At 46.5% G+C, this 23,059-nt stretch carries 14 protein-coding genes; 9 read left to right on the forward strand and 5 right to left on the reverse strand.

Annotated elements, in window-relative coordinates:
- Positions 1-78: 78 nt before the first annotated feature.
- From rnr to HMPREF9447_RS12670, 4 genes are all read right to left on the reverse strand, one after another.
- Entirely contained in the window at positions 79-2,220 is a 2,142-nt protein-coding gene (gene rnr / locus HMPREF9447_RS12655) for a ribonuclease R (RefSeq protein ID WP_009130135.1), read from the reverse strand.
- A gap of 197 nt (positions 2,221-2,417) precedes the next feature.
- Positions 2,418-3,347 (reverse strand): PorV/PorQ family protein, encoded by a 930-nt coding sequence (locus tag HMPREF9447_RS12660; protein ID WP_009130136.1) that lies wholly within the window; start codon positions 3,345-3,347, stop codon positions 2,418-2,420.
- Between the two features lie 14 nt (positions 3,348-3,361).
- Positions 3,362-6,097, reverse strand: a complete 2,736-nt coding sequence (locus HMPREF9447_RS12665) for a S8 family serine peptidase (protein WP_009130137.1) — start codon at positions 6,095-6,097, stop codon at positions 3,362-3,364.
- A gap of 142 nt (positions 6,098-6,239) precedes the next feature.
- Positions 6,240-7,859 carry a BACON domain-containing protein gene (locus tag HMPREF9447_RS12670; protein WP_009130138.1) on the reverse strand — a complete coding sequence of 540 codons (1,620 nt, stop codon included), beginning with the start codon at positions 7,857-7,859 and terminating at the stop codon, positions 6,240-6,242.
- 562 nt (positions 7,860-8,421) lie between these two features.
- Between HMPREF9447_RS12670 and HMPREF9447_RS12675 the strand changes: the two genes are divergently transcribed.
- Genes HMPREF9447_RS12675 through HMPREF9447_RS12685 form a run of 3 tightly spaced genes read left to right on the forward strand, consistent with a single transcriptional unit; the run spans position 8,422 to position 11,287 of the window.
- Entirely contained in the window at positions 8,422-9,324 is a 903-nt protein-coding gene (locus HMPREF9447_RS12675; RefSeq protein ID WP_009130139.1) for a cation diffusion facilitator family transporter, read from the forward strand.
- Positions 9,324-10,331, forward strand: a complete 1,008-nt coding sequence (locus tag HMPREF9447_RS12680; RefSeq protein WP_009130140.1) for an NAD-dependent epimerase/dehydratase family protein — start codon at positions 9,324-9,326, stop codon at positions 10,329-10,331. The genes HMPREF9447_RS12675 and HMPREF9447_RS12680 overlap by 1 nt, the downstream gene beginning before the upstream one ends.
- Positions 10,322-11,287, forward strand: coding sequence for a phosphatase PAP2 family protein (locus tag HMPREF9447_RS12685; protein WP_009130141.1), 966 nt, complete (start codon positions 10,322-10,324; stop codon positions 11,285-11,287). The genes HMPREF9447_RS12680 and HMPREF9447_RS12685 overlap by 10 nt, the downstream gene beginning before the upstream one ends.
- A gap of 719 nt (positions 11,288-12,006) precedes the next feature.
- Here the strand turns inward: HMPREF9447_RS12685 and dusB are convergent.
- Positions 12,007-12,996, reverse strand: coding sequence for a tRNA dihydrouridine synthase DusB (gene dusB / locus HMPREF9447_RS12695; protein ID WP_009130142.1), 990 nt, complete (start codon positions 12,994-12,996; stop codon positions 12,007-12,009).
- A gap of 90 nt (positions 12,997-13,086) precedes the next feature.
- Here dusB and HMPREF9447_RS12700 point away from each other — a divergent pair, with 90 nt between their 5' ends.
- From HMPREF9447_RS12700 to HMPREF9447_RS12725, 6 genes are all read left to right on the forward strand, one after another.
- Positions 13,087-13,548 carry a DUF2059 domain-containing protein gene (locus tag HMPREF9447_RS12700; RefSeq protein WP_009130143.1) on the forward strand — a complete coding sequence of 154 codons (462 nt, stop codon included), beginning with the start codon at positions 13,087-13,089 and terminating at the stop codon, positions 13,546-13,548.
- A gap of 170 nt (positions 13,549-13,718) precedes the next feature.
- Positions 13,719-15,002, forward strand: coding sequence for a peptidase U32 family protein (locus HMPREF9447_RS12705; RefSeq protein WP_009130144.1), 1,284 nt, complete (start codon positions 13,719-13,721; stop codon positions 15,000-15,002).
- 121 nt (positions 15,003-15,123) lie between these two features.
- Positions 15,124-15,537: an acyl-CoA thioesterase gene (locus HMPREF9447_RS12710; protein WP_009130145.1), complete on the forward strand. Its 414-nt coding sequence runs from the start codon at positions 15,124-15,126 to the stop codon at positions 15,535-15,537.
- A 26-nt stretch (positions 15,538-15,563) separates the two neighbouring features.
- On the forward strand, positions 15,564-16,685 hold the full coding sequence (gene dprA, locus HMPREF9447_RS12715; RefSeq protein WP_009130146.1) for a DNA-processing protein DprA: 1,122 nt from the start codon (positions 15,564-15,566) through the stop codon (positions 16,683-16,685).
- Positions 16,686-16,857: 172 nt separating this feature from the next.
- Positions 16,858-18,927 (forward strand): beta-galactosidase, encoded by a 2,070-nt coding sequence (locus tag HMPREF9447_RS12720; RefSeq protein ID WP_009130147.1) that lies wholly within the window; start codon positions 16,858-16,860, stop codon positions 18,925-18,927.
- 72 nt (positions 18,928-18,999) lie between these two features.
- Positions 19,000-22,944: a hybrid sensor histidine kinase/response regulator transcription factor gene (locus tag HMPREF9447_RS12725; RefSeq protein ID WP_009130148.1), complete on the forward strand. Its 3,945-nt coding sequence runs from the start codon at positions 19,000-19,002 to the stop codon at positions 22,942-22,944.
- Positions 22,945-23,059 lie beyond the last annotated feature (115 nt).

Here is a 23,059-nt window from a genome sequence, read left to right on the forward strand (position 1 = left end):
TCAGTAGAATGTGCAGTATAGTAAATGATAATTTACCAGCATATCCTGGTAAATTATCATTTGTTTAAGTAATCTCGTTTACATCAGTGCAAAGTCCAACTGTTTCTTTTCCAGGTTGGCACGTGCCACTTTAATTGTAATTGCATCCCCCAGACTATACGTGCGGTGCTTGCGGCGTCCGCGCAGACAGTAGTTTTTTTCATCAAACTCGTAGTAATCATCATCGAGATCGCGGATAGGTATCATACCTTCGCACTTGTTCTCGTTCAGTTCAACATACAGTCCCCACTCCGTTACGCCGGAGATGACACCGTCGAACACTTGTCCCAGACGCTCCGTCATAAACTCCACCTGTTTGTATTTGATGGAAGCACGTTCGGCATTGGCTGCAATCTGTTCCATGTTGCTGGAATGGTCGCAGAGATCCTCGTACTTCTTTTCGGAAACACTGCGTCCGCCATCCAGATATTTGGTCAGCAAGCGATGCACCATCATGTCCGGAAAACGGCGGATGGGCGAGGTGAAGTGCGTATAGTAATCGAATGCCAGTCCGTAGTGACCGATGTTATGCGTGGAATAACGCGCTTTCTGCATGGCACGGATGGATACGGTCTCGATGAGGTTCTCTTCCTTCTTTCCCTGAATATCATCCAGCAAGTGGTTGATGGACTTGGAAACATCCGTCTTGGTTCCGCTGGTGCGCAGCTTGTAGCCGAAGCGGGCGATGAATTGCGCCAGATTATCCAGTTTCTCCGGGTCGGGCAGGTCATGGATACGGTAAGGGAATACTTTGGGCTTCTTGTTCTTGGGCACACGGCCTATCTTCTCGGCTACGGTGCGGTTGGCAAGGAGCATAAACTCTTCTACCAGCTTGTTGGCATCTTTGGATTCCTTGAAGTAAACACTGATGGGCTTCCCCTTATCGTCTATCTCGAATTTCACCTCATAGCGGTCGAAGTTGATGGCTCCCGCCACGAAGCGTTTCTGTCTCAGTGCCTTGGCAATGGTATCCAGCATGAGGACTTCTTCTTTGAAGTCACCCTCTTTCGTCTCGATAATCTGCTGCGCTTCTTCATAGGTGAAGCGGCGGTCGGACTTGATGACGGTATGAACGACACGTGCATTCTTCACGTCGCCCTTCTCGTTGATGTCGAAAATGACGGAGTATGCCAGCTTTTCTTCGTTGGGACGCAGGGAGCAGATGAAGTTACAGAGGCGTTCGGGCAGCATCGGAATGGTGCGGTCTACCAGGTAGACGGACGTGGCGCGCTTCTCGGCTTCTTTGTCGATGATGCCGCCTTCGGTGACGTAGTGACTGACGTCTGCTATGTGTACACCCACTTCCCACAAACCTTCTTTCAGCTTGCGGATGGAGAGGGCGTCGTCAAAGTCCTTGGCATCCTTCGGGTCGATGGTGAAGGTGGTTACGCCCCGGAAGTCCTCGCGCTTGGCAATCTCTTCATCGGAGATTTCAGCAGGGATTTTGTCCGCAGCTTTCTCTACGGAAGCGGGGTAGACGTAAGGCAGGCCGAACTCGGCAAGGATGGCGTGCATCTCGGTGGTGTTGTCGCCCGCTTTGCCGAGGATGTCGATGACTTGTCCGATGGGGTTCTTAGCCTTGTCGGGCCACTCCACTACTTTCACAATGGCTTTGTCGCCTGTTTTTCCACCTTTCAGTTTCTCTTTGGGAATGAAGATGTCGTTGGCAAGTGTGCGGTTCTCCGTCACCAGGAAGGCGTAGGAGTTGGCAACTTCCAGTGTGCCTACAAAGGTGTCGTTGGCACGTTCCAGTACTTCGATGACTTCGCCTTCGGCTTCGCGCCCGCGACGTTTGGCGTAGAAGGAGATGCGTACTTTATCGTTGTTCATGGCGTGCGCCGAGTTGCGTTCGGCAATGAATATCGGGTCACCGCCACCTTCAGGGATAAAGGAATTCTTTCCGTTGCTCTTGCGCTGGAAAGTGCCCACCATCTCTACACCGTGGTTGTTCAGTTTATACTTGCTTTTGTCCACTTCGGTGATGTAGTCGTCCAGTGACAGGTCGCTTAGGATGTCCTTGCACAGCATCTTCAGGGGATGTGTGGTGAGGTGAAGTTGTTCGAATATGTATTTCAGGGACAGTACTTCGTCGGGTTTTGAATGGAAAAAATCCATTAGTGCGCTCACAAGCTCTTTCTTTTTCATGCGCTTGCCAGCTTTCTTTTCTTTGTTCTTGCTCATAATTATGATGGTTATTTGTTGGATTGCATATACTATGGTATATCGTTGAGCGAGAGGTTGTCTCGCGGAAACTCTGCTACAAAGAAAACAAATTTTTAGTTAAGTTGTTTGTTTAAGTCCTGAAAGAATGAGAGGTATGGGCAAAAATACCCATACCTCCCGTTCTTTTGGATTTAAATGTATGTCGGAACGATTACTTAAAAGCTCGCACTAAGCGATATGAGCGTCACGTTGACATCATTGCCGCCCATCCCCCTTTGGTGGGTTACGTCCAAGCGAAACATATGGTAGGCAAAACCGGCGCCAAAGGCGAAGTGACTATAGTCGTGCTGGGCATAGTTGTAGCCGGCACGTAAAGAAATCATCTTGGCGTAAGTGTATTCTGCACCTACGTTGCCGGTGAATAGTTTTGCCTTTTCGGGCAAATAATAATATTGTCCGGCCAGTGAAATATTCAGTTTGTTCTTCTCGCTGAGGTTCAATCCCAACTCACCTCCTCCGCCGAAGTTGGCAGGCAGTTTCGTTTTCTTGTATTTTTTGCCATAATCCAGATTGGGGCCCATGTTGGCGGCATTTATCCCAATGACATAGTCGGCATTGATACCCATGTTGAAACTGTTGCGATAGTAGGCTGCCACATTGAATGCCACGGTGCTGGCCTCTTCGAAGACTTTGCTCCGTATGAACGATGCTCCTACGGAAGCCGAGAAGTGGTCGAACAAACGCAACGAATAGGCTACGTCTACAGACCAGTCAGCCGGTTTCAGGTCTTTCCCTCCATCCATAGGGATGGAGTATCCTCCCAGGTAGCGGAAACCGGCATGTATCCCGTGAATGCCGAAACGCCGGGATACCGAAGCCCCGTAGAACATTAGACGTCCCACCTCATCTGCCGACGGGTAGATTTGGGTGGATGCAGAGAAATTCCATACGTCTTCATTGTATAGGATAGAAGTAGGGTTGGAATAAATCATCATAGTCTGAGCCTCGCCATATTGATTGCCACCCATGGCGGTTGCGCGGGCATCGGGATTTATTTCTAACATAGGTACTGCACGACTCTGTCCGAAGACGAACATCGGAGCGGTGAGCAATGCCATTGAGATGATTATATTTCTGATTTTCATAATTTCTGAGTGATTTACTGTTTGACAAAAGTCTTTTTATAAGTACCCTTGTTGCTTTCCATCACAAGCGTATAGGTGCCGGCTGATAACTTCTGTATGTTGAGTTTCACGGGGTCCGTGCCGTTTATGGTGTAGTTCTTACTGAATACTTTCTCACCGAATAAGGAACGGATGGTAAATTCCGCTTTCTTTATCTCCGGATTAACCAATACGTTGAGCACCGTGGTGGCGGGTATCGGATAGACTTGATAAACAATGTCGCCACTGCTGGCCACTACACTTACCTGGAACTTAGTCTGTGCCGTTTCGTTTCCGTCGGAGACGCTGACGCTGACGAAGGCTTGTCCGGGCTTGTTGCCTTTGATGATGAGGATAGATGCGTTGACGGTAGCGGTAACGATGTTATTGTCGGATGAACTGGCGCTGATAGTCACCTTGCTGCCCGATTGGTAGGTGAAATGCCGGGTCAGGTCAATTTCACGGGCTGCCTCGTCTTTGCCGATAAGCATGTTTTGTATGCTGTTGGAGAGGAACGGAGATTCGTAAACATATACTTCAAAAGGTATTTTTACGGATGTGGATGCTCCTAACTCGTCGGTAACCACCAGTTCGATATCATACTTGCCCGTAGGAGCAACCGCGCGGATGGTAAACTTAAGATTGTCATCTGTCCGTACAGCCGAAACGCCCCGGTTTTCACCTTTCAGGTCATAAGATATCTTGTGCCCATCCGGGTCGGATATCTTCACGGTGAAGCTCTGGACCTCCGCACCGCTTACTCGAATCGCATTTTGAGGCACATCTCCGATTACCGGCGGATCATTCTTTAAAGTCTTGAACTCACTGGCTGCAAAGTCCGATTCAAGTCCCCAGCGGTCCACTGCAATGACGGCGGCGTAATAGGTGGTGTTTTCCTTCAGGTCTGAAATCTTGTGAGTAACCTTTTCACCCGGTTTATATCCTTGGGCATTAATGTTGAATGGAGTGAGGCTCTTGTAGTTGGATGCCGTTAATTGTTTATCGGAGAAGTAGAGTTGGTATTTGATGGCAGTGCCGTCATCTTCGTCCTTTACGGCTGTCCAATTCAGTGTCATACCCGTATATTCCGATTCGGCTTTCAGATCGGATATATTTTCGGGCTTTTGATTCTTGTTTTCGGCAAGTGTGCGGGCAGCGTCAATGTAACCTGCGCCCAGACGCCCTACGTAGTTGGGATTGCGAACGTCGATGTTCTCAGGACGTAGCGAACCCAACAGGCGGTTCTTCAATTCTTCATTGGTGAAGCCCGGGCCGCCTAGTTTGGAGACAATCAAAGCTGCAATGCCCGAAACGTGCGGGCAAGCCATGGAAGTTCCCTGCATGTATCCGTACATTTCTCCGTTATATATGGCGGCAGGCACAGTGCTGTAGACCATGCCATTGGCGAAGAATTCATCACCACCGGGGGCCATGATGTCTACCCAGTCTCCGCGGTTGGTGTACCATGCCTTTTCCCAGTTGGGAGCCATGGCTGAGACGGATATGACAGGAGGATAGGCAGATGGGTAGCTGAGGTAATCTTTGTCGTCATTGCCTGCGGCATATATCACTACTCCACCTTTCATTGGAGAATTGGGCAGTTGCTTGCCCTCATTGTCGCAGCCGGCATACTTGATGAAGTAGTCTATAGCTTCGCGTATGCTGGCGGGGATGCTGCCGGGCCCTGGATAGTCATACCCCCAGGAGTTTTGGCTGATTACGGCTCCGTTGTTGGCGCCATATACCGTAGCTCTGGCACCTTGTCCCGACCCGCCTGCTCCTTCAAATATCTGGCAGCTCATTAGGCGTGCGCCTGAGTTGGGTGTGCCGTCGCCACCTGCAACACCGCCGACACCGATGCCGTTATTGTTTCGTGCGGCTACCGTACCTGCAACGTGTGTTCCGTGTCCTGCCTCGTCCAAAGTGATTTCTCCTTTGTCCGAGACGAAGTTATATCCATATACGTCATCAATGAATCCATTGCCGTCATCATCTATGCCGTTTCCGGGAATCTCTCCTGTGTTTATCCAGAGATTGTCTTTCAGGTCTTCGTGGCTTCCATCAATACCTCCGTCCACTATAGAGACGATTACGTTGGGGGTTCCCGTGGTTTGCTTCCATGCTTCAAAAAGGTTGATGTCGGCTCCTTCCACCGAGCGCGGCGTGACGCCGAAGTTTTGGTAATGCCATTGTTTGTTCAGTTCCGGATCATTGAAAGGCATCTCGTTGGCGCTTCTGGTAACGATTGGCGAAAATGCACTGAAAGTGGCTTTGGTGGTGGGGATAGTCTGTGCATATACCTCTTCTACAATTTCGAATTGGGGGTTGGAGGCGAGAGCTGTAAGAGTCTGCTTAAGGTCTTGCTTTTCATCAAAGCTGACGATATACCAGCGGTCCAGTCCTTCACGGTGCATACGTTTTTCGAAGCGCGGGTCGGGTGTGAAGAGTCGCTCGATATGGTTGGCTTTGATGCTTTTCAGCGTAGCAGCCATAGGTGATGGCGCACTGTTGAGTGAAATGTCGTTTGGGGATATTTTTTGTATCTCATCCCGGAGTGCATCTTGCACTTTGATATAGGCAATGCCGGGTATGCCTTTTCCCAGCAATTCTTTATTGGATTTTGATATTGCGGAGGTTGGGGAGTTTGCCTCTAGGTCGATAAAGTTATCTTGACTGCATCCACCCAACAGCAATGCGATAAATCCAAGAGCATAAAATAGGTGTTTCTTCATATACTATGTTTCATAATGTCGTTAAACCTGTTTTGATAATAAAAGAGAATCACACTCTCCCGGTGACTTCTGTCTCCCATGCGGGAAAAGTTGAAAAGGAGAGTGTGATAAACTTAATTGATGTTCAGTGTGAACGCTCTTCTTATTTTATGTGTTTCAGGGGCTGTATTTTCTCCAGCTTCTGCATCTTCTTTTCCATTTGTTTGAAGAACTCGATGCGCTTGTCCATATTGGTCAATATAGATACGGCGGAAGTGCCACCTTCTAGCTTGAACGTCTGGAAATCAACCAGCCTCGTTCCTACCATAAAGTCGCTGAATTGTACTACTTTGAAGACAAGTGCATTATTACCTTTAACATAGTTGAGATAGCCTTTTGAACTGGTACTCAAGTAGATGAATCCCGCATCGGCCAGCAGCTTCTCAAACTCTTTGGTCATACGATATGTGTTGCCGTCTTGCCACATCACTAAGTCTATTTTATCATAAAGTACTCGTGCTCCATTTATTTCACTTATGTACTCGGCTGGAGCTTTATCTTCTTCCGTATTTATCCAATAAGCACGTGCAACGGTATTTGCATCACTCTTGGCTGGGTCGAACCATGCGAAGGCAGGAAGGTTACTGCTTTCAGTATTGAGGGTGGCACCTTTTTTTGCTTCCCAATCCTCTACAACTGCGTATTTCGCACCATGTATTTCTTCTTCAAAGAGGCCTGTCCATTCCATCTGTTGTTTCAGAGGAATTTCGGAGAATGTGGGATAATCCTGGCTCTGTTTTGGGGCATAGGTAGCGAGAATAGTTGCACCGCCATCCTCAAATGTGATAGCAACAGAATACGGGAACTCCTTATGATTATACTGACCTTCCCCTTTCTTCTCGAATCCTTGCGTGGTCATATATTTCTCGAATTTATCACCTTTGCAAAGATCGCCGTTCGTGGTAGCCGTGGCCGCTTGTGAATAGTTGGAGTAAGCATCCGCGCATGCATAAATAATTAGCGGGAATTCCTCGTTGGCAGTAGCGAAATGGTATTGGTCGGCATTGAACAGTCCATCAGGTGTTTTGATCAATACGCTACCGCGTTCTTGTTCGTAGGCTGCAATCTTTCCGATGGTTGGCTCCTTGGCAAAGAATGGGAGTAGGATGAGTTCTTCGCCATTTTGTGATACTGTTACTTCTTTGGTTGTACTGCCGGCGGTAATGTAGATTTTTCCGGTACGTTCATCGGCTCCGGAGTTCATGCCGGCAGATATGGTAAAGTAGTTAGTACCTTCCATAAAAGTTGTCGTTAACCAGGTGTTTGCAGCTTGGTCAACTTCAACCTTGAAGTCATCGTTGCTTACCACGTCTATGCGCTGTTCACCGCCTTTCTTTGCGAAAGCGACTTTTTCAGCCGATATATTCAGGATGACATCTCCTGCACTTTGCATGACACTAATCTTGGCGGCGGCACTTCCCGCGTTTACCAAGATATAGCCTTTGCGCTCTACACCTTCAGTGTTGATATTTGCTTTCACGCTGAGTTGATTTCCGCTTTGTGTCAGGGTCAACCACGATGATTCCAGTGGAGAGGTTGCCACCCACTTATCCATATTGGTCGTGATAGTAACTGTTTGTTCACCTCCGGCTTTGGCAAAGTTAACCGGATCCATAGAAACTTCAAGAGTTGCCTCTTCCATTTCATTGTCGTCGTCACAAGAGAAGAATGCTAATGGCATAATGGCGAATAACCATAAGAGATAATAAAGTTTTGATTTCATGTATTTCTGATATTAAAGTTAAAGGTACACTTCTCCATTAAATATAAAAGTTCCATTCGAGAAGAAGAAGTATAATTGTGTGGGATAACCGTTTATTTAGATTTGTCAATGTTTTCATTACAAATGCTGAATAAAGAAGAGAAGATCTTTGTCGCCGTTGGGTTGAAAGATAAGAACGATTTGTGTTAGTTTTGTTTCGTCACAGCGCTATTTGTGTTTTTATGAATCCATTAAAAAACATCAGCCGGCGAGTTGTTTTTAGTTCATAATGCTCATAAAGCAAGAGAGCAGTATTGAGGTAGCTGAAACCTCTGTTGAAGAAAAACTTCTATCCTCTCTCGTTATACGAAAATAATAAATGCAAATATACTATAATATGCGTAATATGAAACTTAAAAGCATATTTATTTTCAAAAAAAAGAACTATTGTCCGTTTTCGACTAGGTTGAGACTGCTTAAGATGATCTAAAATAAACTCTGATAAGGTTTTCGTATCCGTAAGATACTATTATAGCTTTTATTTTATATCTTTGCGACGTTATTGCTTTATAATCAATATGAAATGAGTGTAGCAACTGCTTCTTCCCGGGAAAAGGGTATATACAGAGTAACGATTGTAGGTAGTGTTGTTAACTTAATGCTACTTATTTTTAAGTTCGTGGCAGGTGTTTTGGGGCATAGTGCTGCGATGTTGGCTGATGCGGTTCACTCATTATCCGATTTTGTGACGGATGTCATTGTCGTCGTATTTGTTCGTATTTCCAATAAACCTCAGGACAAGGGTCATGATTATGGACATGGGAAGTATGAAACGTTGGCTACAGCTATTATCGGTGTAGTATTATTGTTTGTTGGTTTCGGTATTTTGTGGAATGGTTCTTCTACTATTTATGCCTTTATAAAAGGAGAACGACTGGAAGCGCCCGGGATGGTAGCATTGATTGCTGCCCTTGTTTCTATCTTGTTGAAAGAAATACTATATCGCTATACGGTAATTAAGGGGAAGAGCCTGAATTCGCAGGCAGTAGTGGCCAATGCCTGGCATCATCGGAGTGATGCTTTCTCATCTATAGGAACGGCTATAGGTATCGGAGGCGCAATCTTGTTGGGAGAACATTGGCGGGTGCTCGATCCGATAGCTGCCGTCATTGTCAGTCTCTTTATAATGAAGGTAGCTGTCCAACTGCTGGTCCCGTGCGTTGACGAACTGCTTGAAAAGTCTTTGCCGGATGAAGTGGAGAAGGATATCGAACAAGCGCTGCTTTCTTTTCCTGATGTCAGTGAACCACATCACCTTCGCACACGGCGCATCGGCAGTTATTGCGCCATCGAGGTACATGTGCGTATGGATGGAGGGATTACTCTGGAAGAAGCTCATGCTACGGCTACGGCCATTGAATATAAACTAAAAGAAATGCTTGGCGAAGGAACGCTGATTAATATTCATGTAGAACCCAGAAAATAATGGAGAGTATATTAATTACAGGAGCCAGTGGATTTATCGGAAGTTTCATCGTAGAAGAAGCGTTGAAGCAGAAGTTCGGCGTGTGGGCGGGTATCCGCTCCAGCAGCAGCCGCGAATATCTGCGCAACCGCAAGATACACATCCTTGAACTGGACTTTGCGCATCCCAACGAACTGCGGGCACAGCTCTCCGGTCATAAGGGAACCTATAATAAGTTCGACTACATCATCCATTGCGCCGGCGTCACCAAGTGCACGGATAAGCGCGATTTTGACCGGGTGAACTATCTGCAAACGAAATACTTTGTCGATACCCTCCGCGAACTGAACATGATACCGAAACAATTCATCTACATCAGTACGCTGAGCGTCTTCGGCCCCGTCCGGGAGAAAACCTATCAACCCATTACGGAGGACGATTCTCCCATGCCCAATACCGCCTACGGACTGAGCAAACTCAAAGCCGAGCTCTACTTGCAGAGCATCCCCGGCTTCCCCTACGTCATTTATCGCCCCACGGGAGTCTACGGCCCGCGTGAGAAAGATTACTACCTGATGGCTAAGTCCATCAAGCAGCATACAGACTTTGCGGTGGGCTTCCGCCGCCAGGACCTGACGTTTATCTATGTGAAAGATATTGTGCAGGCTGTGTTTCTTGGCATCGAGAAGCAGGCATGCCGCCGCGCCTACTTCCTGGCAGACGGACAGGTGTACCGTAGCCGCGCTTTTTCCGACCTGATAAGGAAAGAATTGGGTAATCCGTTTGTTATTCGGGTGGTATGCCCGTTAATTATATTGAAAGTTGTATCTTTGCTCGCTGATTTCTGGGCGATGCGCAGCAAGAAGCCCGGCACTCTCAATTCGGATAAGTATAACATAATGAAACAACGCAATTGGCAATGTGACATCGGCCCGGCTGTCCGGGAGTTGGGATTCGCGCCCCAGTATAATCTGGAGCAAGGCGTGAAGGAAACCATTGCCTGGTATAAGAACGAGGGATGGCTTTAGATTTATTTAAAAAGGTAGAAACCCGGAAGGGGTTGTTTGCAGTAGAGAAGATAACACTTATATACAATTTGTTGACTTCTATTTTGATCTTGTTTCTTTTTCAGGAAATGGATCATCCTGGACAGATGTTGATTGACCGTGCCATGATTGCCGGTATGACATTCCTGTTGATGTATCTTTACCGGCTGGCACCCTGTAAGTTCTCTGCCTTTGTGCGCATAGCCATACAGATGTCTTTGCTTTCCTATTGGTATCCCGATACATTTGAGTTTAACCGGATATTCCCTAACCTGGACCATATTTTTGCTTCGGCAGAACAGTGGATGTTCGGCGGACAACCGGCGGTGTGGTTCTGCCTCCGCTTCCCGCATATGTGGGTGAGTGAGCCGTTCAATATGGGATACTTTTTCTACTATCCGATGATACTGATTGTAGTAATCTGGTACTTTATCTATCGGTTTCAATACTTCGAGAAGTTGTCGTTCGTGCTGGTCACTTCTTTCTTTATCTATTATCTGGTTTATATCTTTGTTCCGGTGGCAGGTCCGCAGTTCTATTTTCCGGCTATCGGGGACGATAATGTGGCGCAGGGAGTGTTCCCTTCCATTGGGGATTACTTCAACCATAATCAGGAGTTGCTGCCCGGACCGGGATACGATCATGGGTTCTTCTACAATCTGGTAGAGGGTTCGCAACAGATTGGCGAACGTCCCACGGCGGCTTTCCCCAGTTCGCATGTGGGTATTTCCACTATCCTGATGATTATGGCGTGGCGTGGAAGTCGCTGGCTGTTTGCTTTCCTGTTGCCGTTCTATTTGTTGCTTTGCGGTGCAACGGTGTACATTCAGGCGCATTACCTTATTGATGCGATTGTGGGCTTTGTTTCAGCTTTCGGACTCTACATTGTGGTGACGTGGATGTTTAAGAGGTGGTTTGCACAGCCGATGTTCAAGTAATATACAAACAATATTTTTATCATACTTTGCCTACATCCTACACCAATGGCTCTTCTTTGTTGATTATCAGGTGTATATCGTGGTATAAAAGAGTGTAGGCAGGTGTAGGGAATGTGTCTGCCTACACCCCGGAATTTGCTTTGAAATGCATATTTTTCTTCATAACATTCTTATTATCAGTGTGTAGGGGTGGCTAGTGCAAACTCTATCCGATTGTATACAAATAGCCTCTTTCTGCCAATAAGTTGGGGCATTTAGCACTTTATTCTTCGAAAAAGCCGTAATATCGTTTATGATATGCAGGCATAAAGAGTAAACTCCCCCTTACTAATCGCCATTTGCCCCTTTCCTTTTCCTCTTTTGCTTTAGGGAAAATGCCGTTATGCCATCGGCAAAACTTCGTTTTTCAGTTGGGGGCTGTGTAGCCCGCAATTGCAGGATGAACAGCCCCCAGGTGGAAACTATACGTCCCGCAATTGGAGGGCGAAGTTTTGTTACCGGCAAAAGAATAAAAACAATAAGGTAAAGTATGGTTTTCAACCGGACCTGTTCTGTTTTTTATGGTTGTATTGGGATGTGCCTTAGGCTTATTGAACGTATTCATAAAGCTTTCGGAATACGTTCTGGAAGCTTTACGAACGCGTTCCGAAAGCTTTATGAATAAGCTGTTTATATACAGAGGTGATTATAAGCTTTCGGTTTTTAGAATAAATGGCATATTATAATGCAGAGAACAGGGAACCTTCGATGCTGTCGAATATTCGGAACAGTTCCTCCTTTGTTTCCGCACGCAGCATGGCGATACGCGTATCCCGGAAGTTCGGTATCCCCTTGAACAGGGGGCTTGCTGCCAGATGGCGGCGTACATGCAGAATCCCTCTTCTTTCATCCAGCAGATTGACGCTGTCTTCCACTTCCTGCCGCAGCACGCCCAGTCTCCATTCGGCACTCAGCGGGGGGAGTTCCTCGCCCGTTTCCAGATAATGCCGTACCTCCTTGAATATCCACGGGCGCCCAAAGCTGGCACGTCCTATCATAATGGCATCTACACCGTAGAGGTCGAAGCACTCTTTTGCCCTCTGGGGGGTGGTGACGTCTCCGTTCCCGATGATGGGGATGTGCATTCGCGGGTTCTTTTTCACTTCGCCGATAAGCGTCCAGTCCGCTTCGCCGGTGTACATCTGTGCACGGGTGCGACCGTGGATGGTGAGGGCGGCAATGCCGCAATCCTGTAGTTGTTCGGCAAGTTCTACAATGATTTTGTTGTTGGCATCCCAGCCCAGACGAGTCTTTACGGTGACGGGTATTTTTACTGCATCCACTACGGCACGGGTGATTTCGAGCATCTTAGGAATATTCTGTAGCATGCCTGCGCCTGCGCCTTTGCCTGCTACGCGCTTCACGGGGCAGCCGAAGTTGATGTCGAGAATATCCGGGCGTGCTTCTTCCACAATGCGTGCGGCTTCCACCATTGTTTCCGTGTCCTTACCGTATATCTGTATGGCTACAGGACGCTCCTTATCGCTGATATTCAGCTTCTGCTCGGTCTTGCTGACGGAGCGTATCAATGCGTCACTCGATACGAATTCCGTGTACACCATGTCTGCACCGAACTTCTTGCACATCAGTCGGAATGCAGGGTCGGTGACGTCCTCCATCGGGGCTAAAAGTATGGGGCGTTCGCCCAGGTCTATGTGGCCTATCTTCATGGACAAATTGAACTAAATGATTATTTCGCTGCAAAAATACGGAAAAAAGCCTACCTTTGTATCATTCATTTATTTAACTAATATGGAATTATGAAAAAAGGTTTGGTTTTAGTTGTGATGTGTGTGGCTATGCTGTTTGCTGCGACATCTTCGGTTTCGGCACAAACTCCGAGTAACGAGTACAAGGCTACGTTGGAAAAAATGCTGGAAGCATCCGGTTCTATGGCATCGGCAAAGGCTATGGTACCACAGATGATTGCTATGTTGAAACAACAATCACCCTCGGCTTCAGCTTCTTTCTGGGATGGTTTCCAGAAGAAATGGGAATCAAAATTCGGTTCTAAACTGGCGGAACTTTATGCTCCTATCTATCAGAAATACCTGACACTGGATGATTTGAAAAAAATAGTCGCTTTCTATGAATCACCCGTCGGAAAGAAACTGGGTACTTCTACCCCTGCCATGATGACTGAGAGCATGCAAATAGGCCAGCAGTTGGGCATGGAAATTGCTACTGAACTACAGCAAGAATTGCAGGCACAGGGAAAATAAGTGATGAGTAGTCATCTCTGTATGAACTCCGTACAATCTCCATGCGAACTCCGTATCTTCTCCGTACCTCCTCCGTATCATCTCCATATAAAGGGACACGGAGCGAGTACGGAGCAGGTACGGAGTTGATACGAGGATGATACGGTTGTTATAAACTATATGATTGATTTATGGATTTAAAGGATTTTGAAATCATGGCCCCTGTCGGCTCACGCGAATCACTCGCAGCAGCTATCCAGGCAGGAGCCGACTCTATCTATTTCGGTATTGAGAACCTGAATATGCGCGCCCGTTCAGCGAATACCTTCACCGTTGAAGACTTGCGGGAAATAGCGCAGACGTGTGACGAGCACGGGATGAAGAGCTACCTCACCGTCAATACCATTATTTACGACCAGGACCTTGCACTGATGCGCACCATTATAGACGCCGCAAAGGCTGCCGGCATCTCTGCGGTGATTGCGGCAGACGTGGCTGTGATGAGCTATGCGCGGCAGATAGGTCAGGAAGTGCACCTCAGCACCCAATTGAATATCTCCAACGTGGAAGCCCTGCGCTTCTATGCACAGTTTGCAGATGTGGTGGTGCTGGCACGCGAGTTGAATTTGGAACAGGTAGCGGAGATTTACCGTCATATCTGCGAAGAGAATATCTGTGGTCCCAGTGGCGAGCCTATCCGTATCGAGATGTTCTGTCACGGTGCACTCTGCATGGCAGTCTCCGGAAAGTGTTATCTTTCTCTGCACGAGATGAACCACTCGGCCAACCGCGGCGCTTGCATGCAAGTGTGCCGCCGCTCTTACGTGGTACGCGATAAGGAGACGGACGTGGAGTTGGAAGTGGATAACCAGTATATCATGTCGCCCAAAGACCTGAAAACCATTCACTTCATGAACAAGATGCTGGACGCAGGCGTGCGTGTGTTCAAGATAGAAGGGCGTGCCCGCGGACCTGAGTATGTTCGCACGGTGGTGGAATGCTATAAAGAGGCCATCCGCTCTTATCTGGACGGTACATTCACGGATGAAAAGATTGCCGTCTGGGATGAACGCCTGAAGACGGTTTTCAACCGTGGCTTCTGGGACGGATACTATCTGGGACAACGCCTTGGCGAGTGGACGAAGAATTACGGTTCGGCGGCTACGGAACGTAAAATCTACGTAGGCAAAGGTATCAGGTACTTTTCTAATATCGGTGTTGCCGAGTTCTTGGTAGAAGCTGCCGAACTGAATGTGGGAGACAAGATATTGATTACGGGTCCGACTACCGGTGCGGTATTCATGACACTTGATGAGGCCCGCGTCAATCTGGAGCCTGTGCAAACGGTGAAGAAAGGGCAACATTTCTCGATGAAAGCGGACAAAATACGCCCCAGTGACAAGTTGTACAAGCTGGTTTCTACAGAAGAATTGAAGAAGTTCAAGGGGCTGGATATTGAAAAAAAACGGGGATGACACACTTTTGACACACTTTATAATTGTAAAGCTATACCTGTAAAATGATTCAGATAGAGTGTGTCACAAGTGTGTCATTTTCAAAGAAAGTGTGTCATAAGTGTGTCATTTAAGTTTTATTATGGAAAAGTATATCTATGAATTGGAGATGAAGGTGCGCGACTATGAGTGCGACCTGCAAGGTATTGTGAATAATGCAAACTATCAGCATTATCTGGAACATACCAGGCATGAGTTTCTTTCTTCTACAGGCGTCAGTTTTGCCAAGCTGCACGAGCAGGGTGTAGACCCGGTGGTGGCACGCATCAATATGGCGTTTAAAACTCCGTTGAAGAGTGCCGACGAGTTTGTTTCCAAACTCTATATGAAGAAGGAAGGCATCAAGTATGTTTTCTATCAGGACATCTTCAGGAAGAGTGACAATAAAATAGTAGTCAAGGCGGTAGTCGAAACAGTTTGTCTGGTGAACGGACGTTTGAGCGACAGCGAACTATTTGACGGAATCTTTGCACCCTACCTCACTGCTAATCACTAATCACTTACCCCTAATCACTCACTATCGTGAATAACGACGAACGTATTTGCAGTATAGCCCTCACACTTTGCCCCGGTATTGGACATATCGGGGCAAAGCGTTTAATAGAGGGTATGGGTAGTGCCGCCGAAGTCTTCAGCCGGCGCCAGGAACTGCCTGAGCTCCTTTCCTGTGTAAGTTCTGCTGTGATTGCAGCTCTCGATAATCCCGCCGCTTTTCTACGTGCCGAACATGAAATGGAGTTCGTGGAAAAGAACCGGTTAACCTGTCTCACCCTGAAAGACGAAGCCTACCCCTCCCGCCTGCGCGAATGTGAGGATGCTCCGGCAGTCCTTTTCTTCAAGGGTAATACCGATTTCAACCGCCTTCGTGTAATTGATATGGTGGGCACCCGTAATGCCACGGAATACGGCAAGCAGTTTTGTGCCGATTTCCTGCATGATTTATCGGCCCTTTGTCCGGATGTCCTGGTCGTCAGCGGTCTGGCCTATGGCATAGACATCCATGCCCATCGTGCCGCCCTTGCCAACAACCTTTCCACCGTGGCCGTTCTTGCCCACGGGCTGGACCGTATTTATCCATACGTCCACCGCAAAACAGCCATTGATATGCTGGAAAATGGTGGACTACTCACTGAATTCCTTACCGAAACCAATCCTGACCGCCATAACTTTGTCAGCCGCAACCGCATTGTGGCGGGTATGAGTGATGCCACCATCGTTGTAGAGTCTGCCGATAAAGGCGGTTCCCTTATTACAGCAGATTTAGCCGTGGACTATCATCGCGATTGCTTTGCTGTTCCCGGGCGCATCACCGATGCTTCCTCAAAGGGTTGTAACTTGTTGATACGCGATAACAAAGCCGCCCTCATCCAGTCTGCCGAAGAGTTTGTGCAGGCTGTGGGCTGGAACGCCGAGGAGCAGTCAGCCAAGCCGGAAGGTATTCAACGTAACCTTTTCCTCGAACTGACTGACGAAGAGGAGTCCGTCGTCCGTATTCTTTCCCGCTTGGGCGACTTGCATATCAATACGCTGGTGGTAGAAGCTGATATTCCCGTGAACCGTATGACCAGCCTGCTTTTTGAATTGGAGATGAAAGGTGTGATAAAGGCAATGGTGGGCGGAGTATATCATTTATTGGGGAATTGATTCAAAGTATAGGGGGCTTTTAGTCATTATTGGGTGCGACCGGATTTCACCGGCTTTTTGAATAAAAAGCCTTCCGTTGAAAGTAATTATTATGCCTACTTTTACAGGGAGAATTAGGCTTATGAAGTTTCCGGGCTTTGTCAGCGGAAGTAGAACTAAAACTTAGAAGAATATGAAAACTGAAAAACACGTAATCTCTTTTCTATTGATTGTATCTTTATTGTTTCCTGCGCTTGCCAACGCACAATACAAATTTGATAATGTGTTGTATGGTGCTGCTTATTATCATGAATATATGCCGGCGGACCGGTTGGATAAAGATATTCAGATGATGAAAGACTGCGGACTCTCCGTTGTTCGTGTCGGAGAATCGTCATGGGGGCTATTCGAGCCTCGCGAGGGTGAATTCGAGTTTGAATGGATGGATCGGATAATAGATAAGATGCATCAGGCAAACATAAAAGTAATCTTAGGAACTCCCACCTATGCCATACCTGCCTGGATGGCTGAAAAGCATCCCGAAGTGCTGGCTGTCTACGAACGGGGAGGCAAAGCCTATTATGGCACACGCCAGAATATGGACCTGACTAATCCTACCTACCTGTTCTACAGTGAGCGCATCATTCGCAAAATGATGGAACACTATGCGAATCATCCTGCTATTATCGGATATCAGGTAGATAATGAAGCTACTGCACGCGGTACCAATAACCATGACTTCTTTGTAGGATTCAGAAGTTATATCAAAAAGAAGTTTGATAATAATCTCGATTCTTTAAATAAGGCATGGGGTTTGAATTACTGGAGTATGAACATCCACAGTTGGGAGGAGTTCTATACGAGAGATGGTGTCACCAATCCTTCATATAAGAATGAGTGGGAACGTTATGGGCGGAAAAGAATTGCTGACTTCTTGAATTGGCAGGTAGATATTGTAAATGAGTACAAGCGGAAAGACCAGTTTGTGACGCATTGTTTCATGCCGGCTTTCCATGAAATAGATCAGGTGGAGAGTTTCCGCCAGATGGAGTATCCTGCCATTAACCCCTATCATAGTGTGCAGGATGGTCAGAATGGCAGGGCTATATCATACTCCGGTGACCACATGCGGACTGTTGCCAAAGGCAATTATCTGATTACTGAAACCAATGCCCAGACCACAGGTTGGGATGCAAGATATCAGTATCCGCCCTACGATAACCAACTCAGGCAAAACGTATATTCGCATCTGGCATCCGGGGCAAATATGGTCGAATATTGGCATTGGCACTCTATACATTATGGGCAGGAGACATACTGGAAAGGTATCTTAGGGCACGATCTTGAACCGAACCGCATTTATCGTGAGTTTGCAGCTACCGCAAAAGAGCTGAAAAACATAGGCAGCAAACTGGTCAACCTTAAAAAGAAGAATGATGTAGCTATCCTTTATAGTCATGACTCTTATTATGGATTAAGATTCATGCCTTACACTCACGGTGATAACTATCCTGTCGAGATGATACATGCTTCGCTCTATAATATGAATATAGAAACGGATATTGTTCATTGTGACAAGGTGAGCGACTTCTCTGGGTATAAAATGTTGGTTATTCCTCCTCTTTACATTGCTACTGATGAACTTCTGGAAAAGATAGATGCTTTTGTGAAGAACGGTGGTAAAGTAATTATGATGTATAAAAGCGGCTACTGCAATGAGCATTCCGCAGTCAGGGCTATGTTGGCTCCTGGTCCTTTGCGCAAAGCATGCGGGTTCTATTATCAGGAGAACTCAACCATTGGCTGGATGGAGTTGAAGGACAATCCATTTGGATTGGATAACAAAAGAGCCATTGGGGAGATAATGGAATTCGTCATTCCCGAAACCGCCCGTCCTCTGGCCTATGCCGACCATCCGTTCTTTGGAAAGTGGCCTGTGATAACTGAGAATAATTACGGCAAGGGCTCACTGGTGTATATTGCCTCTTATCCTACACAAGAGTTACTTGAGAAGATAGTTCGCACAGAAGCAGTGAAAGCCGGCATCATTTCCGATGGCGAATATAAGTTTCCGATAATAGTGAAGAAGGGAACGAATGATAAAGGGCGTACAATCCGTTATATCTTTAATTATTCACCTGTATCTCAAACGGTAGCATATAATTATGCATCCAAGGGAAAGGAATTACTGAAGAATAAAACCTTAAGCGAAGGAGATTCCATCATGATTGCTCCCTGGGATCTGGTCATTGTTGAAGAATGAGGTTCTCTTTAAAAGATGTGGCCCTTGTCTTGTTTTTTTATACCTTTGCTCCCGTAACCATATCATTGTGCTATGAGATATCTTCTCCTTTGTATATTTCTATTGCTGGGAGGGCTGTGTGCAAGTGCTCAACACATGCTCTCCAGACAATTCCCCTTCTTCAATCAACTTTCGTCCAATGAGATTTTTAATATTCATCAGGACAGGGAGGGTTATTTCTGGATTGGCACCACAAATGGTTTGTCCCGTTACGATGGATATCAGTTGAATACATTCCGGTCCGACTATAAGAATCAGAATGTGCTGACGAATAATTCAATCACTACTATCAATGACAATGACTCGTATGTATGGATTGGTACACAGAGGGGAATAAACCTGTATGATAAGCAAACTTGCCGGGTGATTCCCTTTCCCGATGCACGCTTCCGGGACAAGGTTATCGATGCCATCACGATTGATAAGGAAGAGTCTGTCTGGATAGCTGCTGCAGGTAAGATGTATCGCTGCGATTCTGCTGCCCATGTTGTGAAGGAGTATGAGCTTGGTGCTTCAAACAGATATGTAATTAATCATATTTATATAGATAAGGAGAAACAACTCTGGGGAGTAGGATCGTGCGGCATATTCAGATACGAGCCGGAAACAGACTCTTTTTTCCGCTATCCGCCATTCGGGAACGGGCATTCGGCGTATGTCATGTGCCAAGATAGCTCCGGCAATTACTGGATAGGAACCTGGGGAGAAGGACTGTGGCAGTTTTTGCCGGATGCTCAGAAGGGAGGACACTATAAGAGGCATGATATAGGTAAGAGTGGAGTTGAATCTGTTATTTTCAGTTTAGAGCAGGATGATACATTCGGTTATCTCTGGATGCTGTCTTATGCCGGGCTTCATGCTTTCAGATGTGCCAGTGGAGGAATCCTGGAGAAGGTTGATATACACGACTTGGTTGATACACACATGATGTATACCCGGATTCATAAGGATAAGGAAGGCAATCTGTGGCTGCCTTCTTTTGATATGGCATACACTATCTTTTTTGATAATTCAAATGTGGACAACTACCTTCTTCCCCAACTGAAAGAAGAGATGGGATGGGATGCCAATATTCTGAATCTTTGCCAAAGTCAGGACAGTGTCATGTGGTTCAGACAGGATAGATACGGGCTGTGTTTGTATGATTTGTCACGGAATTTGTTTGCGGATAGCGGTCTGGGAGAAGTCAACCTCGTGGTGAAGTCTCTTCATAAACCCGGTGTGTGGATCAATTCGAGCTTTTCTCCGCATGTGATGAGAGTGACACAACGAGGCATGAAGGTACAGGTTGAAGAAGATATCAATGTGGGTGGAGTAAACAATCTGATTGAAGATAAAGGCGGTAATCTGTGGATATCTACATGGACAAATCTGAATGTAAAGCGTCCTGATGACGGAACATTGGTGGTATCAGGTGGAGATATTCCCGGAATGGCCATCCTGACGAAAGATGTTCAGGGAGAAATCTGGGGTATGTCCGGCGATAAGCAGTTTTATCGGCTGAGCTGCGTTGACGGGCAGGTTGTTTGTGAACTGAAAGGGCAAGTTTCGGCAATATCAGATAAGGAAGCTATAAATAACATTTGTATTGACAGAAAAGGCTGTCTGTGGCTGAATACTTCTTGGGGACGGGTGTTCAGGTCGGATGAGGCGATGAAAACCTTTGAGAATGTGTCGTTGGATAATGTATTGGATGACTGTACCGTTCTGGGCTTACTCTCCGATGAGAATAATGTATGGATCATTGCTAATAAGAAGGTGTTGCAATATAATGTCGATTCACAGACTTTCCGGAACTATTCCACTGCGGATGAAAACATCATGGTAGATGTGTTCAGATACAAGGCAATCAGTCTCGATGGGTGGGGCGGACTCTATGTAGGCGGACACCGGGGATTTATACATATCCGGCCCGGCAGTGCGCCGCAAGGGAACAAGATTCGTCCGAGCCTGCATATCACTGATGTCAAGGTTGAGGATAAGAGTGTCTTCTTTGCCGGTCATTCGGGAAAAAATACAATCAGCAAAGTAATTCTGAATCCGGATGACCGGAATATTGAAATCTCTTTCTCCCCGCTTGTCTATTCGTTAAATGCCAGATACCGCGTGGCATATAGGTTGGAAGGGGTGGATCAGGATTGGATTTATTCGGATTACGGAAGATACTCTGCTTTTTATAATCACTTGTCAAAGGGAACTTATAAATTCCGTTTGAAACTGGAGTATGAACGGGGCAAATGGACAGAGAGTGAAATGCTGCTGACCCTTGTGAAGGAACCTGCTTTCTATGAAACCTGGCTTGCATATTTCATTTATACCATCTTTGTTGCATTGTGTTTCTATACCGTAATCCGGCTTTATATGCGCCGTATCAGGTTAAAGAGTGAGGTGAAGTTGCAGGAAGAGCTGACGCGGACAAAGTTGACATACTTTACCAATGTTTCCCACGAACTGCTGACACCACTCACCGTCATCTCTTGCATATCTGATTATCTGGACCAGAAGGCGCCTGCCGTGCACCAGCAGTCCGTCATGCTGAAAGCTAATGTGGACAAGTTGAAGCGACTGATACAGCAGGTTCTTGATTTCCGTAAGATGGATGTGGAAAAACTGAAACTGAATGTTTCGGAAGGCGACATCCGTGAATTTATTCTGAATGTCTGCCGGATAAACTTCATGCCGCTTGCCGAAAAGAAGCATATCACGTTGGAGGCGCATGTGAATGCGGAAGCAGTGCAAGGCTATGTGGACTTCGATAAATTGGATAAGATATTGCATAACTTGCTGTCGAATGCCATAAAATATACACCAGATAATAAGCGTATCTGTGTAGATGTGCAAGTTGTTGACGAGGCAGAGCATAAGGTGTTGGTGGTAAAAGTGCAGGATGAGGGCGTTGGTATTCCTGGTAAAGAGATTGCCCATATATTCACCCGCTTCTACAGCAGCAAGAGGAATAGGGGAATAGAATCGAACGGAATCGGGCTTTCCCTGACCAAAGATCTGGTCAATCTGCATCATGGCAACATTACTGTGGAGAGCATCCTGGGGCAAGGTACGTGTTTCACCGTGACGCTTCCTATTGATAAAGAAAGCTATTCATCCGATGAATTGATAGTAGAAGAAGCACTGAATCAGTACGTTGTTCCCGACAATGCGAAGGAAGATGGCGTTCTGTCTGACGGTACGGATAAGCCTGCTATTCTGCTGATTGATGATAATACGGAGTTACTGTCTGTCATGAAGGAGATGTTCAGGGAGCGATATAGTGTGCTGACAGCCGTAGACGGACAGCAGGCTTGGGATAAACTGAACAACAATGAAGTGGATGTGATAATCTGTGATATCATGTTGCCCGATACCAATGGTTGGGAACTCTGCACCCGCATAAAAGGTGATTTGCGCTTTAACCATATACCTGTCATCATACTTACGGCAAAGAATGGCATTGATGACCGTGTGGCCAGTTACGAGGCGGGGGCTGACGGGTATATAGCCAAACCGTTCGAGTTGAAGATACTCTTTGCCCGTGTAGATAATCTCATCAAATCTTCAAGGATGCGCCAGGCTGCTTTCCGTAAAGAGGAGAATATTAATCTGGAAGGCTTGGCCTTCCCCTCAGCCGACAAGCAGTTCCTGCAATCCATCATCGACAGTATCGAGCAACATCTTGAAGAAGCGGAGTACGACCTGGAACAGCTTGCCACAGAAATGAATATGTCCAAGTCTACCCTATATCGCAAGATAAAGTCCATGACCGGGCTAACACCTTTGGACTTTGTGCGGAATATAAAGATGAAACGTGCCTGTATGATGTTGCTTTCCCGCACGCAGAACATATCGGAGATTGCTTATGCCGTAGGCTTCAGTACTCCCAAGTATTTCACCAAATGCTTCAAGGATGAATTCGGGATTACACCGACGGAATATCAACAGAAACAGAGTGGAGGAGGCCAGCTTTTACGTGAAGATAATTAATCAGGGGGCACAATCCTTTCATTTGGGTACCTGATCCTGTCATGAAAGGATTATGCACGTTGGATAACCGATTACTGTATCCTCCTTCTCATAGAAAATGGCTTGATTTGTTTTG

The organism is Bacteroides oleiciplenus YIT 12058, assembly GCF_000315485.1.
Lineage (GTDB): Bacteria > Bacteroidota > Bacteroidia > Bacteroidales > Bacteroidaceae > Bacteroides > Bacteroides oleiciplenus.